Genomic DNA, 15601 nt, shown 5'->3' on the forward strand with positions numbered 1-15601 from the left:
AGGTGCTAGAGGGAGTGCCATCATGTATAGTGTGGTTGAAACGGCAAAAGAGAACGATTTGAGTCCCTATCATTATCTTCGCTATTTGTTTGAAACGCTACCAAATATGGATCTAACGAATAAAAAAGAAATAGATAAAGTCTTGCCGTGGTCATCTAGTTTACCCTCTGCATGCAGAGTACCGATAAAAAGTGAAGCAAACAAAACATAGTCCCGAAATACACCATCCATGTAGTATTTGGGGGCTACTTAACGTTTACGATTAACTGGAAGGGCTAGCTGCAATATTGCAGTTTATAATGGAGTAAGGAGGTAGGTGGGTTAAAGACGTATAGAATAAAACCTTCCATTAACATAATCCGTTGGGTTACATCAAGAGTGATGCTACCCATCTAATATCGAAATTTCTTTGAGGAAGTATTTGTTATCGAAGATTGATTTAAATAATTTTTAAAAAAAGTGCTTCATTGAAACTTTTACTTCAACAATGTGAAACACTTAATCTGGACTAAGTATGTTAAAATAAATTGATAACTACATAAATAAATAGAATGGTAACTACATAAACAAATAGAGTGGGGAAGATGGAGTCATGAAATCTTTTTTAGTAAAAACAGGGTTACTAGTGGCATGTATGGTCGGTTTGTTTCATGGTAAAGCGACAGCAGAATCGGAAACAGAATGGTCATTGAATTGTGAACAATATAGTGACATTAAACCAAATGAAAACCCAACTTACCAACATATCAATTGTTTGTTGACAAACGCTGCAATCCAAGCGGATATTCCGCCTGAAGTCGTAAAAGGGATTGCCACAAGAGAATCATACTGGAGACAATTCGTCGATGGTAAGCCGTTCATCTCGAAGGACGGGGGAATTGGGATTATGCAAATCACAGATACAACCTTACCAGAGGAACAGCAAGAGCGCTTAAAGAATGATATTCTTTACAATATCGAAACAGGCGTACGTATTCTCAATAGCAAGGCCAGTTTGACTACGCTTCCGAGCATCAAAGGAGCAGGACGAGACATCATTGAAAATTGGTATTTTCCTGTCATGGCATACAATGGGGTCGTGCCAGTGAATAGCCCTCTATACCAAGAAACAGGAGAAATTAATCATGAGGCCTATCAAGAATTAGTTTTCGGAAAAATCGAAAAAGACAGTTTCGGAAAAATCGAAGAAGAAAGTTACAGGGGCGATACCATCTTAGCAAGGTATCCATTTGACGTAAAGGATTTCAAATACGACAGAGAAAGTGATAAGCCCATTGAATTCCTAAAGCCCGAATATATCGTACAGGGTGTTCATGAGACAACGATCAAATTAAAAGCAGGGGACCGAGTACTGACAACTGAGAATGACGTTAAATTACGAAAAAAACCAGGGTCACCGGATTATAAAAGGTTGCCGATCAATACACCCTTACTAATTGAAGGCACATTTGAATTTGATGAGTCTGAAATCAGTCAAAATCAATTTGTCTGGTTTCCAGCGAAAACACTCGATGGACAGTATAGTGGATACGTTTCATCGGCTTATATCGAGAAACAAGTCGCGTTTAAAGCCGCATCTTCTTCCTATAATAGTATTAAAACTAGCTGGGCGGCAGTAAGCGGTGCATCAGGGTATGAGATTTATCGATCGACATCAAGCACAGGTACGTATTCTAAGGTTGGAACGACGACATCCACAAGTTTTATGAATAGCGGCCTGACAACCAATCAATCGTATTATTACAAAATGAGAGCATACCAAACGGTTGGAAGTACCAGAGATTATAGTAATTATTCAGCTATTGTTACGGCAAAACCGTTACCAGCTGTACCAAGTTCAGTTAAAGCCGCATCTTCTTCCTATAATAGTATTAAAACTAGCTGGGCGGCAGTAAGCGGTGCATCAGGGTATGAGATTTATCGATCGACATCAAGCGCAGGTACGTATTCTAAGGTTGGAACGACGACATCTACAAGTTTTATGAATAGCGGCCTGACAACCAATCAATCGTATTATTACAAAATGAGAGCATACCGAACGGTTGGAAGTACCAGAGTTTATAGTAATTATTCAGCTATTGTTACGGCAAAACCGTTACCAGCTGTACCAAGTTCAGTTAAAGCCGCATCTTCTTCCTATAATAGTATTAAAACTAGCTGGGCGGCAGTAAGCGGTGCATCAGGGTATGAGATTTATCGATCGACATCAAGCACAGGTACGTATTCTAAGGTTGGAACGACGACATCCACAAGTTTTATGAATAGCGGCCTGACAACCAATCAATCGTATTATTATAAAATGAGAGCTTATCGAACGGTCGGAAGTACGAAAGTTTATAGCAATTACTCAGCTATTGTTTCGGTAAAACCGATACCCGCAACACCGATTTCAGTCAAAGCAGCTTCATTGTCTTATAATAGTGTAAGAACTAGTTGGACCGCAGTAAGTGGAGCAAGTGGGTATGAAGTATATCGGGCCACATCAAGCACAGGGACTTATTCTCTTGCAGGATCAACAACCTCAACAAGTTATACTAATACAGGACTTACAACGAATAAACCATATTATTACAAAATTAGAGCTTACAGGACCGTAGGAAGTATGAAGGTATATAGTAATTATTCAACTGTAGTTACTGTAAAACCAGTACCAACTGTTCCAACTATTTTTAAGGCAACCAGAATAAGTTCAACCAGCTTAAAACTGACATGGGGCTCTGTATCTGGAGCAAGTGGCTATGAACTTTACAGGTCTACATCATTCTCAGGAACATATAATCTACTAAAAAGCACAACTTCCTTATATTATACAAATAGTAGTTTAACAACAGGAAAGACATATTATTATAAATTAAGAGCATATAGAACGGTTGGCACAGCAAAGGTATACAGTGGTTGGACAACAATAATTAGTGCCAAACCTTAATTATTATTACCTGAATATGTATAAAAAGCTGACAAAATCAAAGCCCCCACTTCATACAGGAGGGGGCTATTTTCTTTTCACGGACAATTTATCAATTAAGGTGTACCATTACTTTTAGTTCCGTTACATCTTCCTTGAGAGGTTGATAATCTAAAAAATGCCATTTCAAAAGCGTAAAAATACGCTTATAGTAAGGTGAACAAAGCTACATCATCACTTTATTATTTTTTCTACAATCAGCAGTCCGCACATGTTGAATGTGTCTCGCAGCTCATTTTAAAAGAAGGCAACTAACCCTTATGGGAGTTGCCTTCTTATGTTTATTGTAATGGATTTACAAAGCTGTATTTAATATGAATTGTTATGTCTAAGGGTGCGATTCCCAATAATGAAGGATCGCTTTTTCTTATTCGAGTAAAAGGAAGTTTTATGGAAGAAGGAGTTTGTGTATTATTTGTAGAAGTTTAAAAAGTTACAAACGAATGGTTTGAGGAATTTCTCTGAACGACCTAATTTTTATTTTAGGAGGGAACAACATGGAAGTTTTTGCGAAATATTTAGCGGGTATCTATAAACCCGAGCACTGCGAACGAACAGAGGAAATTTTGGCGTGGGTTGCTAATAAATTCCCCAATTTGGAATCACAAATCAAGTGGAATACGCCAATGTTTTCCGATCACGTTTATATAGGGAATTATTAAACTAACGAGTGCATTAACTTAAGATTAGAGCTGTCTTTAAGGCAGCCTTTTCTTTATGGAACTAAAGGGCCGGATTGTGGAGGATTGGAAAATTTTGATTCTACAAAAAAAATGGGGGATTGGAAGAAGGAAAGCTATGTATAATTAGTGATGTAAGTTTATGCTTTTTATGTAATAATTATTTTGTAGAGATGTAAAGTTACAATTCATACATAGTGAAGGTGGGGATCATGATGGCAACGGGAACGCATACTGTAGTAGTTCCAGTAGATGTACAAGCAGTTTGGGATTATGTCAGTGATCTCGAAAAATGGGCAACGACAGTACCAGCCTATAAAGAACATGAAATCATAAATGACAAGCAATCTATTTGGACGTTTGAAGGTAGTGTGAAAGGTATTAAAAAAACAATACAAGCACAGGTAGATATTACCGAATGGAATGAACCTTCAAATATTAAGTTTGAATTAAAAGGTTTATCAGATAATTTTACAGGAAGCGGTCACTTTACTGCAGAAGATGTTAATGGTGAAACAATAATGACTTGTACGGTGGAAATACATGCAGGCGGATTATCTGGTGCGGTGTTAACACCAATTATTAAATGGGCTGTTCCAAAAGTAGCATCTCGTTTAACAGAATCTATCGCACGTAAAATTGCAGTATTCTCATAGTTTTCAAAGATTGAAAGCCAATTCATTTTGGAGATACCTTCTCTGAAGTATAGATGGTAACATTCTGAAGTGACCAATATAATTATATCGAGAAATTTTATAATTAGCGGAAGGGGGGCTGTCCAAAAAGGATGGCCTCTTTTTTTCAATATTCCAGAATCGCTTTTCTTAATGAACTAACATGAGCGTTAGCTGAAGATCGAGCTGTCTTTAAGGCAGCTTTTTCTTTATGGAACTATCGGGGCAGGTTAGTTGAATAAGCGTAGTGTATTCCTAATGCGACATAGCAAAATATTGTTTCTGTTTCTTTTTTAAAATTTGTAAAATTATAAATAGGGATAGTCCAATGACTATCCCTAACATTACATATGATTTCGATTAACGAGTTCTTCCGCCTAATTGTTGTTCAGCCATTTGCACTAAACGTTTTGTAATTTCTCCACCAACAGATCCGTTCGCACGGGATGGTGTATAAGCGCCAAGTGTAACACCGAATTCACTAGCGATTTCGTATTTCATTTGTTCTAGAGCTTGCTCTGCGCCATTAACTACTAATTGATTACTGTTGTTATTTCTAGCCATGTTGTCAGCTCCTATGAATGTAATGTGTTGCTAGTCATAGGTTTTGATATTGTTAAGAGTTATATGCATAGAATTTAAAATAAATCAAGGCAGTGATTAAGTGAAATTAAACTCATCTGTAGCTCTAGAAGGGAAGAGTTACAGGAAAACATTGAAGCCACCGGCAAGGTAAGGGTTTCAGAAGCTCCGAAAAGCAAATAATCTGATGTAGAGGTTTTCTCCTCCTATTGCACAGTTTATATCATAGCCGAAGTTAAGGTAAAGAAAAGGCGATAATAAACGGGATATTAATTAATAATCAGAGCTGTTCTTAGACGGCTTTTTATTTTTGAATAGAAGGTACAGATTAGTGTGAGGAGGCACTGCCTTCTGTTAACAACGGAAGGCCTCCCTTATGCCGGCGGTCTCGGTTAGAATCAAAGGCTAAGAAGTTATAACATTAATTTGGAGCCGGTGTTTTAGCACTGATGATAACACCTGTAACGATTGAATAAATAGACTATTGTCTTTTATAAATCTAAAACGGGCGCAGGCAATTTCGTATAAAAAATTCACCATGAAGTATTATAGGAAGATAATATCTATTTCGAAGGAGGAAAAAATTGAGCGATCATATTAAAAGCGAATTATCATTATTCACCGAGTACCTTGTATCATTATTATTCACAGCTTGCCTTGCGGTTTTTCTCACAAAGTTCACTGATTCATTTCCATGGCTTTCCTTTATTGGTGTTTCAATAGGTCTTGCCCTCATGATTTACTGTTGGGAACAAAAGAAAAACCAATGGTCTCTTTTTATTACAGGCTTATTATTGAACACTGTTGTTTGGTCTATTGTTTTGAATTGGTCCTCATTTTTTTAAATATATTTATTCCTGAAAAATACAAAACAGCCTGATCCATATTGATTGGATTTGGCTGTTTTATTTTAAGTTTAATTAAGGCCTTTTTTTAGAAAATTGCCTACTCACTTTTTCTGTGATAACCACTCTGCCACGATTGCAGCTTCTTCATTTGAAATAACGCCTGCTGGCATCCCATTTTTACCATTATTAATAATATCCTCTATATCACTTTGTGAATATTTTGAACCAATTTTATTTAAAGCTGGACCAGCTCCTCCTTGTAAATTTTCTCCGTGACAAGATATACAACTATTACTCACAATTTCTTCAGGATTACCAGCTGAAGTATCCTGTGGTCCCCCATTTGAATTTGGGGAAGGTGAGGGTTGATGGCCTCTGTAAAAAAACAGTAAAAATATTAAACATCCTGCAAGAGCAATACTGACTCCAGAAGTAAACCAAATTTTTTTCATAAATACCTCCGTATTTAATGTAGATTGGAGTAAAAATCTTTTTTGATAAAAGAACAAAGAAAGTTTCTAATTTATCTTCTAATAGAATCCGTGGAAAATACATAAACATCTAAGTTCTTATTTACTCTTCCAAAGTACTTAAGCATTATTATTTAATTCATATCTTTCCCCAAAGTTATTTTTGCATGAATACATTTTTACAAAAAGGTGAGGTTCTTTTAATCTATCTCGGGTACCAAAAATTCCTTTATAAATTTTCAACTTTCTGCATGGTATTTAATAAAAGTTAATACATATGGTCGAATTACTGAAAAACTAATATGAACTATTAGAAAGATGAGGAATTTGGATATTGAACTGTAAACAAAACAGGCATGTATAAATATAAGCTAGGTATAAAATTGAGCAGTTTTGTGAATATATTATAAGGAATAAAAAAGGCAACTAACCACCCTTTGGTGTAAATAATAAAGTTTACTGGAAAGGTTACAAACGGTTTTTAGTAAATGTAACTGATGTTTTTTATGGAGGATTGACGTGATGTTTCAGAATATTGGGATTCCAGGCTTGGTCGTAATTCTTATCATTGCACTTGTTATTTTCGGTCCGAAAAAACTACCTGAAATTGGTCGGGCGTTTGGACGGACATTAACGGAATTCAAGGGTGCAACAAATGGATTAATTTCTGATGAGGATAAACAGGAAGAGAAAAAACATGAGTTATCGACTGCTGAAAAGAAGATGCTGGATAAACAGTAGAGTCCATAGTGGATATGAAGGTGGGCATTTTTCATATAACAGGAGGAGGCCACCATGGAAAACAAAGATTCACATCTCATTGAACATCTTGATGAACTTCGGCAACGAATGATTAAAACTTTGATAGCCTTCGTTATCTTTTTCGTTGGTGCGTTAGTTTTTGTTGAAGACATCTATAGTTGGGTAATTAGAGATCTTGGGAGGGATTTAGCTATCCTAGGACCAAGTGATATTTTATGGGTGTATATGATTATTTCGTGTGTTTTTGCCATTGCAGCTACGATTCCTGTAGTTGCCTATCAGACTTGGAAATTTATAGCACCTGCCCTGACAAAAGAAGAACGCAAAGTGACTCTAAGGTTTATCCCAGGATTATTCATTTTGTTTATTATCGGAATCTCTTTTGGATACTTTTTGTTATTTCCCATTGTGCTAGGATTTTTAACAAATATGTCAGCGGGGCAGTTTGAAATGATGTTTACAGCAGATAAATATTTTCGGTTCATGATTAATTTGATTTTACCGTTTGGCATTCTATTTGAAATGCCATTGGTAGTGATGTTTTTAACAAGATTAGGAATTCTCAATCCAGAAAGGTTGGCAAAAACGAGGAAGGTATCCTATTTTTTTCTGGTAGTCGTATCTATTATGATTACCCCTCCAGATTTCATATCGGATATGCTGGTCATTATTCCTTTACTGATTCTTTACGAATTGAGTGTCACTATATCCAGGATTGTGTATAAGAAAAAGATAGTAAGCGATGCATTAATGTGATAAGGGAATTCACACCTTTTTTTTAAAAATAGGAGGGTTTTTTTTGTCGGATAAAGAGAAAAGTCAAATTGAAAAACAAGGTAGTACGAGACGTACCTTTTTAAAGAACTCTGGATTAGCTGTTGGAGGCCTCATTTTAGGTGGAGCAGTTGGAAGCATGTTTGATAGAAATTCGGAAAGTGGTGTGACAACAGAACGGAAAGGTCAAACTCAAACTCAAGCTAATAATCCGAATGAAGCCCTGATGTTTTTTTATCCAGAAGAATATCAGACGACAGCGGCAGCGGCAGAACGTATTTTCCCAAAGGACGATCTTGGACCAGGGGCTATGGAATTAAATGCGGCGATTTATATTGACCATCAACTTAACAGTGGGTGGGGAGTAAATGAAAAGGATTATAAACTTGGACCCTATTATAAGCCAGAAATAACACAAGGTGAACAGAATAAGCTTTACCGAAAAGATTTGTTTCGGCTAGGCTTAAAAGAATTGAATACATATAGTAACAAAAACTTTAAAAAGAAATTTACAGAATTAGAGGCTAATGAACAGGATGAAGTTTTAGCTGCGTTTGAGAAAGGTAAAGCAAGTTCACTTTCTGGTGCATCTTCATCGGCATTTTTCCAATTGTTAAGAACTTTGACCATTGAAGGTGTTTATGCCGACCCATTGTACGGAGGAAATAAGGAAATGCTAGGCTGGCAGATGCGAAAGTATCCTGGTTCTCGAATGAGTTATACAAAAGAAATCCAAAGTAAAGAATTTTTAAAGCTAGATCCAAATAGCCTTCAAAGTCATATGAAACATTCATGATAGAAAGGGATGAAAAACATGGCAAAAAAACTACCTAAGGTACCCGTCGTTGTTGTCGGGATGGGCTGGGCTGGAGGTATTATTGCCTCGGAATTAACAAAGGCAGGAATCAAAGTCGTTGGACTAGAGCGCGGGAAAGAACGGGATATGAGTGATTATTTAATGGTGCATGACGAATTGCGTTTCCAACATCGTGAAGAGTTAATGCAAGATTTATCAAAAGAAACTATTACTCATCGTAATAACCAAAAAATGAGAGCACTCCCTATGCGTAATTATGGAACTTTTATCGTAGGTGAAGGTCTTGGAGGAGCTGGTAGTCACTGGAATGGACAGACCTACCGTTTTCTTCCTTATGATTTTGAAATTAAATCTCTAACTGAAAAAAGGTATGGTAAAAATAAAATTAAATCAGACTATCCGATTCAAGACTGGGGCATTACATATGACCAAATAGAACCATATTATGATACATTTGAAAAAATGGCAGGAATATCTGGTGAAACTGTTAAGTTATATGGAAAACGCTCAAATCCTTATCCAACAGGACCGATGATAAAAACACCTGTTTTAGCGGAATTCGAACAAGCAGCGAAGAAGCTTGGCTACAAACCATATATGATTCCATCTGCAAATCTATCAGAGAATTACGAAAACCCTGATGGTATTTCACGTTCAGCCTGTCAATATTGTGCGTTTTGTGAAAACTTCGGTTGTGAGTATGGTGCAAAAGCAGATCCAGTTGTTACGGTCATTCCTGTTGCAAAAAAAACTCGTAACCTTGACCTGCGCACATACTCAAATGTCACCCGTATTTTAAATGATGGTACGAAAGCGACAGGTGTTATTTATGTGGACACCTTCACGGGTGAAGAATTCGAACAACCGGCAGAAGTAGTGGTCTTAGCGAGTTATGTATTTAATAATGTTAGACTTTTACTTAATTCAAATCTTGGAACACCCTATGATCCAAAAACCAGAAATGGGGTAATTGGTAAAAACTATTGTTACCAAGTGAGTTCAGGATATTCAAGCCTTTATTATAATGACCGTGAGTTCAATTTATATGGAGGTGCAGGTGCATTAGGTATTGAGATTGCAGAATTCACAGGTGATAATTTTGACCATTCGGATGTAAACTTCCTTCACGGAGCAGGAATTCGTACAACCCAATATGGGAATAGACCTATAGCAAATAATAACTCACCGATCGGGACACCTTCTTGGGGTGCAGAATTCAAAAAGCAATCAATCAAATATGCCAATAGCATCCTGCAAGTCAAATCACAAGGTGCAAGCATGCCACACATACAAAACTACCTTGATCTGGATCCTACTTATAAAGATGTATATGGTATGCCTTTATTACGGATGACATATGATTATACTTCCCAAGACCGTGAGTTAGTAAAATACATGGCGAAGGTAACAAGATCGATTGCTAAAAAAATGAGTCCAGATCATATTGATACGGTCGCAGAACAAGCAGATTTTAACGTAAACACAGATACGAATACGCATAACACAGGAGGCGTCATCATGGGGGCTGATCCTAAAGATTCCGCAGTCAACACTTACCTGCAAATGTGGGATGCTGAAAATGTATTTGTTGCTGGTTCTTCGGCATTTCCTCATAACAGTTCGTTTAACCCAACTGGTACATTAGGTGCTTTTTCATATAGAGCGGCAGAGGGAATTGTAAAATATCTTAAAAAAGGGGGTTCTCTCGTATAAGCCCTTTTCTTTGACCTAAAAATAACATGACCTGCTCCCACAATAATTGGGGGCAGTTTTTTAATTTTAGGATGCTAAAAAAAACAAACATGCATGCTCCATTTAAGACTAAGGGTATCGTTTAAGGTACATATTAAAATTAATACCAAAAACTTAAGATACGGGGGGTTATAAAATGAAAGGCAAATGGAAAATCACTATTTTATTCGCATTACTTTCGGTAAGTATTCTGTCAGCATGTAACGCTGGTAATAACGACTTTAATGATCAAGAGGAAGTAGATTATCGTCCTGTTCGAAATGACACTGACACGAATCCAAATAATAATGATGATAATAATCGATCATTTAAGCATGATGAAAACCCTGATCAAACAGATAAACAAATGGAAAAAGGCGATAACCTTGAATTTAATAAAACGAGAGGCGATTTATAGAACCCTAATAACTAATGTCCAAAGGCTTTTCGATTCGATTTCTGGTGAAGTTAGTCTAATGTTGTTGGAACTGTTTCCATAAGAAGACAAAATTTCATTTGGGATACCATTGGAAAAACTCCCAAAACCCGCTTATCCTCCAGTTTGACTTTATTTCTCATTCTTGCACAAATGTATTCCATGGAGTTGACATGATAAAATGAAATTTAACAAGAAAAAAATCAACGTTGTAGATATTAAAAAAGCGAAGAAAAGTGTGTTTGCTACAGGGGTAGGAAATGCTATGGAGTGGTTTGATTTTGGCTTATATTCCTATTTAGCTGTTATCATTAGTCAAAACTTTTTTAGTGCTGTTGAAAATGATGAGCTAAAATTAGTGTTCACCTTTGCAACATTTGCGATTGCCTTTTTAATGCGCCCGGTAGGCGGTATCATATTTGGTAAAATCGGAGATAAATTAGGAAGAAAAGTCGTTTTAACAACCACGATTATTTTGATGGCTTTTTCAACATTACTAATTGGTTTATTACCTACATATGATCAAATCGGTATATGGGCACCTATACTCTTATTAATTGCTAGAATTATTCAGGGTTTTTCAACTGGTGGCGAATACGCTGGTGCAATGGTCTATATTGCAGAGTCTTCTCCAGACAATAAACGTAATATGCTTGGAAGTGGATTGGAAATTGGTACGCTCATTGGTTATATATTAGCTTCACTACTTGCCAGTACACTCTTTATCACTCTATCTGATCAACAGATGGCCTCATGGGGTTGGAGAATACCGTTTCTACTTGGCTTACCTTTAGGGCTTATTGGGTTGTACTTAAGAAAAAGTTTAGAAGAATCACCGATTTTTGAAAATGAACTTTCTGATGATGAAGCCCAAGAGGAAAGCTTTCTATCTATTTTTAAAAATCACAAAAAGGATATTCTTGTATGTTTTGTAGCTGTTGCATTCTTTAATATTACAAGCTATATGCTATTATCATACATGCCTTCTTATTTAGATGAGATTATTGGATTATCTAGTACAGTAGGAACCCTATTAATTACGATTCTAATGATCATTATGGTGCCACTTACTTTAATGTTTGGAAAGCTCAGTGATAAAATTGGAAATAAGACTGTTTTCTTAATCGGTTTAGGCGGTTTAAGTCTATTATCTGCCTTTGCTTTTTATTTAATAAACTTGAATGCTTTAGTATTTATTTCGTTAGGTGTTCTAATTCTAGGTGTTCTGCTTTCAATTTATGAAGGCACAATGCCTGGATCATTACCAACCATGTTCTATACTGATATTCGATATCGAACATTATCAGTGACATTTAATGTTTCGGTTTCAATATTTGGTGGAACTACCCCTTTAGTTTCCACATGGTTAGTTCACCAAACGGGGAATAACTTAGCACCTGGTTTCTATCTAACAGCCGTGAATATTATCGGATTTTTAGTGATATTATTCTTGTTCAATAGTACTTCAGGAAAATCCCTAAAAGGTTCTTACCCAACAGTTGCTTCTAAATCTGAATATCAAGAAGCTGTTGAAAATCCAAAAGATTCCCTATGGTGGAAAACGGAAAAAAGAGAAAAGTAAATGGAATTAAAAAGCACCCATTCAATGGGATGACTACTCGAAATACAGACACTCAAACATGAGCGTCTGTATTTCGGGTTTTTGTTTTACTTATTGAGGTCTCGCCAGCTATTTAACAAAGGGTGGTGAGGAATTATGAAAAAGAATTATACGGTTTTCTTTTTACTTTTGTTTATTGAAGCTATTTCTAGTGGTATGCCACTTAAAAATTATTTCGACTATTCTATGATTATTGGAATTGGTTTAGCGACAGTATATTCGCTTGGAAAAAAGATCAGGGTAAATAATTCACATCATTAAATGGTTTACAATTGGTAGTCAGGGCAGGTGAGTTTTTTGTTAAATTACATCATTTTTATTATAACTTTTTTTATTATTGCAATAGTGTTTGAACGTTGGTTGAAGAAGAAATTGAAGATTGATAAAAGTTAGGGGGCATTTTATAAAGGTGTCAATCCATTTCAGAGGTGGACTGAAATTGCTATGATAATAGCATTTCTTTTATTAATATGGTTTGTTGATAATCCTATTTCCTGGCTTATTGGCTACTTTCTTATTTCATTAAGTTTTCGTGCTTTCATGGAATGGAAATATAAAAGGGAAGAAAAAGAATACATCTTAACTTTATACTCTATGTTTATATACCTTTTGGTTTTGGTCATAGGCTTTTATTTAATTTAATTTAATATTATCTAAATAAAAACAGCCCCAATAAGGGACTTTTTTTACTGTGTCCTTAATGAACTAACGGGTGCTTTAACTGAAGATCGGAGCTGTCTTTAAGGCAGCTCTTTCTTTATCCAATTAACGGTGCAGGTTAGTTTGTTTAATAAGCGTAGTATGTTCGTACTGTGTAAAAACAAACACGAACATTTTATGGAAAAAATTACATAAATTAGTTAAAATGTTTACGAGGTGATTTTGTTTTGGGATACACAGGTTTGTTCGTAATGCTGGCAATTATCTTTTTAATAGTAATTTCCAATAGGCATTTATTTTGGTGGATAAAAGCCACAATAGCAGCCTATTATTTTGTAATTTCTTATATCTTTATCACTACTAAAAACAAAATTGATAAACAATATGAGAATATACTTCCTGTACCAGATGCATATTGGGATAAGAATTCAGGATGGGTTAATACAATGGTTGGTTATTATTTCTGGCCTTTGGCTGTAATTCTCCTTTTTATTTACTACAAATGGTATAGAAGTGTACAAAGCAGGATAGCAAAAGGATGGATTGTTGTTAGTTTCATTCCAGCAACTGCTATTTTTTTAATTATTACTTTTTTCTTTGGTTTCGGATACGGGTACAGACCATAAGGTTTGTACTTTATTTTTATTGCATAGTTTGTGTCAACTCTACACTAAGCCTTTTAGAACTAATGGTGCTTTACTTCAATAAGGCAAGCCTTTTTCTTATGGAACTATCGGGGGAGAGGGCTGTTTGATCTTTAATTGGGCCATATTCTGGAGTAACTGATTGTGCAAATGACTAAAATTTGAAATAGTTGTTATTAATCTAAATGGTAGGATTGTTGAAGGAGTAATGCTTTTATTAATAAGGAATGTTAATGTGGATAAAAAAGGTAACACTAAGTCTGCAAGTAACTCCATAGTTTTTCCCACACTAATGGGTTCCTTTCCGGAATATCCATGCTGCGTGAATATTCCAGGCACGAGCGTTCCGCACACTACTAGTAAAAAATTTTAAAAGAATTTATGGATTTGAATTTGTTGCCATACAATTTTATAATTGTATGATTAATGATTGTATGAAAAAGGATGAGGAATGTGCCGATTAATTCGTTTGAGGATTATCCAATGACATGGAAGCCGACAATAAATCGAGAAGACAGACCGATTTATCAGGCATTAGCTAAGCAGTTAGAATATGACATTATAGAGGGGCGTTTAGTGCCTGGCACGAAACTTCCACCACAAAGGGAGTTAGCGGATTACTTAGAGGTGAATCTAAGTACGATTTCGAAAGCTTTTAAAGTATCTGAGTTAAAAGGAATGGTCAGTGCGACCATAGGTAGCGGCACTTATGTTTCGTATGATGCGATTTCGAACGCTTATTTGCTTGCAGAAGAAAAGCCAAAGCATTTAATTGAAATGGGAGCAATTTTACCAGATCGTGTGTCGTATGGGCCTTTATTTGACTTATTGCAATCAATGTTACAAGAATCAGATTGTGCGAGATGGTTTGGATACAGTCGGCCAGGCGATTCGATTTGGCAAAAAGATGCAGGCGTCAAATTATTGAAATTTGCCGGTTTTGAAACGACCAGAGAACATATCTTACTTGCTAATGGCGGACAAAACGCCATCACAGCAACACTTGCAAGCCTTTGTCAGCATGGAGATCGAATTGGAGTAGATCACCATACATATCCAGGCTTAAAGACAGCAGCCGCGATGCTGGGAATTCAGCTTGTACCGATTCGTTCAGAGTCTGATGAAATGAGTCCGGAAGCACTTCTTTATGCATGTAAAAATGAAAATATTAAAGGATTATATATTATCCCAGATTATCAGAATCCGATGACATATACGATGAGCGTTGAAACTCGTAAGGCTATTGCTGAGATTGCTGTAAAGTATAATTTATTTATTATTGAAGATGGAGCGTACCATTTAATCCAAGAAAAAGTCTTGCCGGCTGTAGCGACATATGCCCCTGAGCATACGATTTATATAGCGAGTTTATCGAAATCGATGGCACCTGGACTCCGTCTTGCTTATGTGGCAGTTCCTTTAAAATACCTGAATTCTACTCGAAAGGCTCTTTATAATTTAAATATTTCCGTATCGCCACTACTTGCAGAGTTAGCATCACGAGTAATTGTATCGAATCAGTTTGAAAACATTGTTGCATTTCATAAAGAGGAAACAAAAGCTCGCAATCAGTTGGTTAATCAATATTTAGGTAAAGAGAACTGTTTAGGTGAAGAAACAGGGATTTTTCATTGGTTACATCTGCCGCATCAGTATACAGGTGACCAATTTGAACAACTAGCTGCAGCACAAGGTGTACAGGTATATAGTGGACGGCGATTTGCGGTAGGTAATGTCGCTCCAGCAAATGCCGTACGTGTGGGGGTTTGTGCTCCAGAAACGAGAGAGGAACTTGAAAAAGCTCTTATTATACTTAGAAAAATAATTGAAATGTAAAATAAATATTGTTTGCCATACAATAATTATATTGTATGGCTTTTTTTTTACGTGTTATGATAATTCAAACTTAGTTGGGGGATGAAAGGCAATATTAATTT

General features: G+C 36.1%; 15 protein-coding genes and 2 pseudogenes. 15 read left to right on the top strand and 2 right to left on the bottom strand.

What is annotated here, in order from left to right:
* From ACQKMF_RS24920 to ACQKMF_RS24935, 4 genes and pseudogenes are all read left to right on the top strand, one after another.
* On the top strand, positions 1-211 hold a 211-nt coding region (locus tag ACQKMF_RS24920; RefSeq protein ID WP_427575434.1), incomplete at its 5' end, for a transposase domain-containing protein.
* Positions 212-592: 381 nt separating this feature from the next.
* Entirely contained in the window at positions 593-2926 is a 2334-nt protein-coding gene (locus ACQKMF_RS24925; protein WP_427575436.1) for a transglycosylase SLT domain-containing protein, read from the top strand.
* A 536-nt stretch (positions 2927-3462) separates the two neighbouring features.
* Positions 3463-3606 (top strand): annotated as a pseudogene (locus tag ACQKMF_RS24930) (iron chaperone); the annotation flags it as partial.
* Positions 3607-3860: 254 nt separating this feature from the next.
* On the top strand, positions 3861-4301 hold the full coding sequence (locus ACQKMF_RS24935) for a CoxG family protein (protein ID WP_089364937.1): 441 nt from the start codon (positions 3861-3863) through the stop codon (positions 4299-4301).
* 378 nt (positions 4302-4679) lie between these two features.
* Here the strand turns inward: ACQKMF_RS24935 and ACQKMF_RS24940 are convergent, their stop codons facing one another.
* Positions 4680-4883 carry a small, acid-soluble spore protein, alpha/beta type gene (locus ACQKMF_RS24940; protein WP_427575439.1) on the bottom strand — a complete coding sequence of 68 codons (204 nt, stop codon included), beginning with the start codon at positions 4881-4883 and terminating at the stop codon, positions 4680-4682.
* 602 nt (positions 4884-5485) lie between these two features.
* Between ACQKMF_RS24940 and ACQKMF_RS24945 the strand changes: the two genes are divergently transcribed.
* Positions 5486-5746 (top strand): hypothetical protein, encoded by a 261-nt coding sequence (locus ACQKMF_RS24945; protein ID WP_260356706.1) that lies wholly within the window; start codon positions 5486-5488, stop codon positions 5744-5746.
* Between the two features lie 104 nt (positions 5747-5850).
* On the opposite strand, the gene ACQKMF_RS24950 is transcribed toward ACQKMF_RS24945, so the two are convergent.
* On the bottom strand, positions 5851-6201 hold the full coding sequence (locus ACQKMF_RS24950) for a c-type cytochrome (protein WP_402940559.1): 351 nt from the start codon (positions 6199-6201) through the stop codon (positions 5851-5853).
* A 540-nt stretch (positions 6202-6741) separates the two neighbouring features.
* On the opposite strand from ACQKMF_RS24950, the gene ACQKMF_RS24955 reads away from it, so the two are divergent.
* From ACQKMF_RS24955 to ACQKMF_RS25000, 10 genes and pseudogenes are all read left to right on the top strand, one after another.
* A complete protein-coding gene (locus ACQKMF_RS24955; protein ID WP_034312681.1) occupies positions 6742-6960 on the top strand; it encodes a twin-arginine translocase TatA/TatE family subunit in 219 nt (72 codons plus the stop codon).
* Positions 6961-7014: 54 nt separating this feature from the next.
* A complete protein-coding gene (gene tatC / locus ACQKMF_RS24960; protein WP_427575442.1) occupies positions 7015-7737 on the top strand; it encodes a twin-arginine translocase subunit TatC in 723 nt (240 codons plus the stop codon).
* Between the two features lie 43 nt (positions 7738-7780).
* Positions 7781-8551 (top strand): gluconate 2-dehydrogenase subunit 3 family protein, encoded by a 771-nt coding sequence (locus tag ACQKMF_RS24965; RefSeq protein WP_427575444.1) that lies wholly within the window; start codon positions 7781-7783, stop codon positions 8549-8551.
* A gap of 18 nt (positions 8552-8569) precedes the next feature.
* Complete coding sequence (locus tag ACQKMF_RS24970) at positions 8570-10285, top strand: GMC family oxidoreductase (RefSeq protein ID WP_427575446.1); 1716 nt, start codon at positions 8570-8572, stop codon at positions 10283-10285.
* A 175-nt stretch (positions 10286-10460) separates the two neighbouring features.
* Positions 10461-10721 carry a hypothetical protein gene (locus ACQKMF_RS24975; protein WP_230178574.1) on the top strand — a complete coding sequence of 87 codons (261 nt, stop codon included), beginning with the start codon at positions 10461-10463 and terminating at the stop codon, positions 10719-10721.
* A gap of 199 nt (positions 10722-10920) precedes the next feature.
* Positions 10921-12321 (top strand): MFS transporter, encoded by a 1401-nt coding sequence (locus ACQKMF_RS24980; RefSeq protein WP_101225727.1) that lies wholly within the window; start codon positions 10921-10923, stop codon positions 12319-12321.
* Positions 12322-12456: 135 nt separating this feature from the next.
* The gene (locus ACQKMF_RS24985) at positions 12457-12621 is read left to right on the top strand and encodes a hypothetical protein (protein WP_230178570.1); all 165 of its coding nucleotides are present in this window, start codon (positions 12457-12459) and stop codon (positions 12619-12621) included.
* Positions 12622-12774: 153 nt separating this feature from the next.
* A pseudogene (locus tag ACQKMF_RS24990) lies at positions 12775-13002 on the top strand (DUF4181 domain-containing protein); the annotation flags it as partial.
* A gap of 245 nt (positions 13003-13247) precedes the next feature.
* Positions 13248-13646, top strand: coding sequence for a hypothetical protein (locus ACQKMF_RS24995; RefSeq protein WP_427575449.1), 399 nt, complete (start codon positions 13248-13250; stop codon positions 13644-13646).
* Between the two features lie 471 nt (positions 13647-14117).
* The gene (locus tag ACQKMF_RS25000; RefSeq protein ID WP_427575450.1) at positions 14118-15500 is read left to right on the top strand and encodes a PLP-dependent aminotransferase family protein; all 1383 of its coding nucleotides are present in this window, start codon (positions 14118-14120) and stop codon (positions 15498-15500) included.
* Positions 15501-15601: the final 101 nt, after the last annotated feature.

It is taken from the genome of Peribacillus sp. NPDC101480 (assembly GCF_050277335.1).
Taxonomy (GTDB): Bacteria; Bacillota; Bacilli; order Bacillales; family DSM-1321; genus Peribacillus.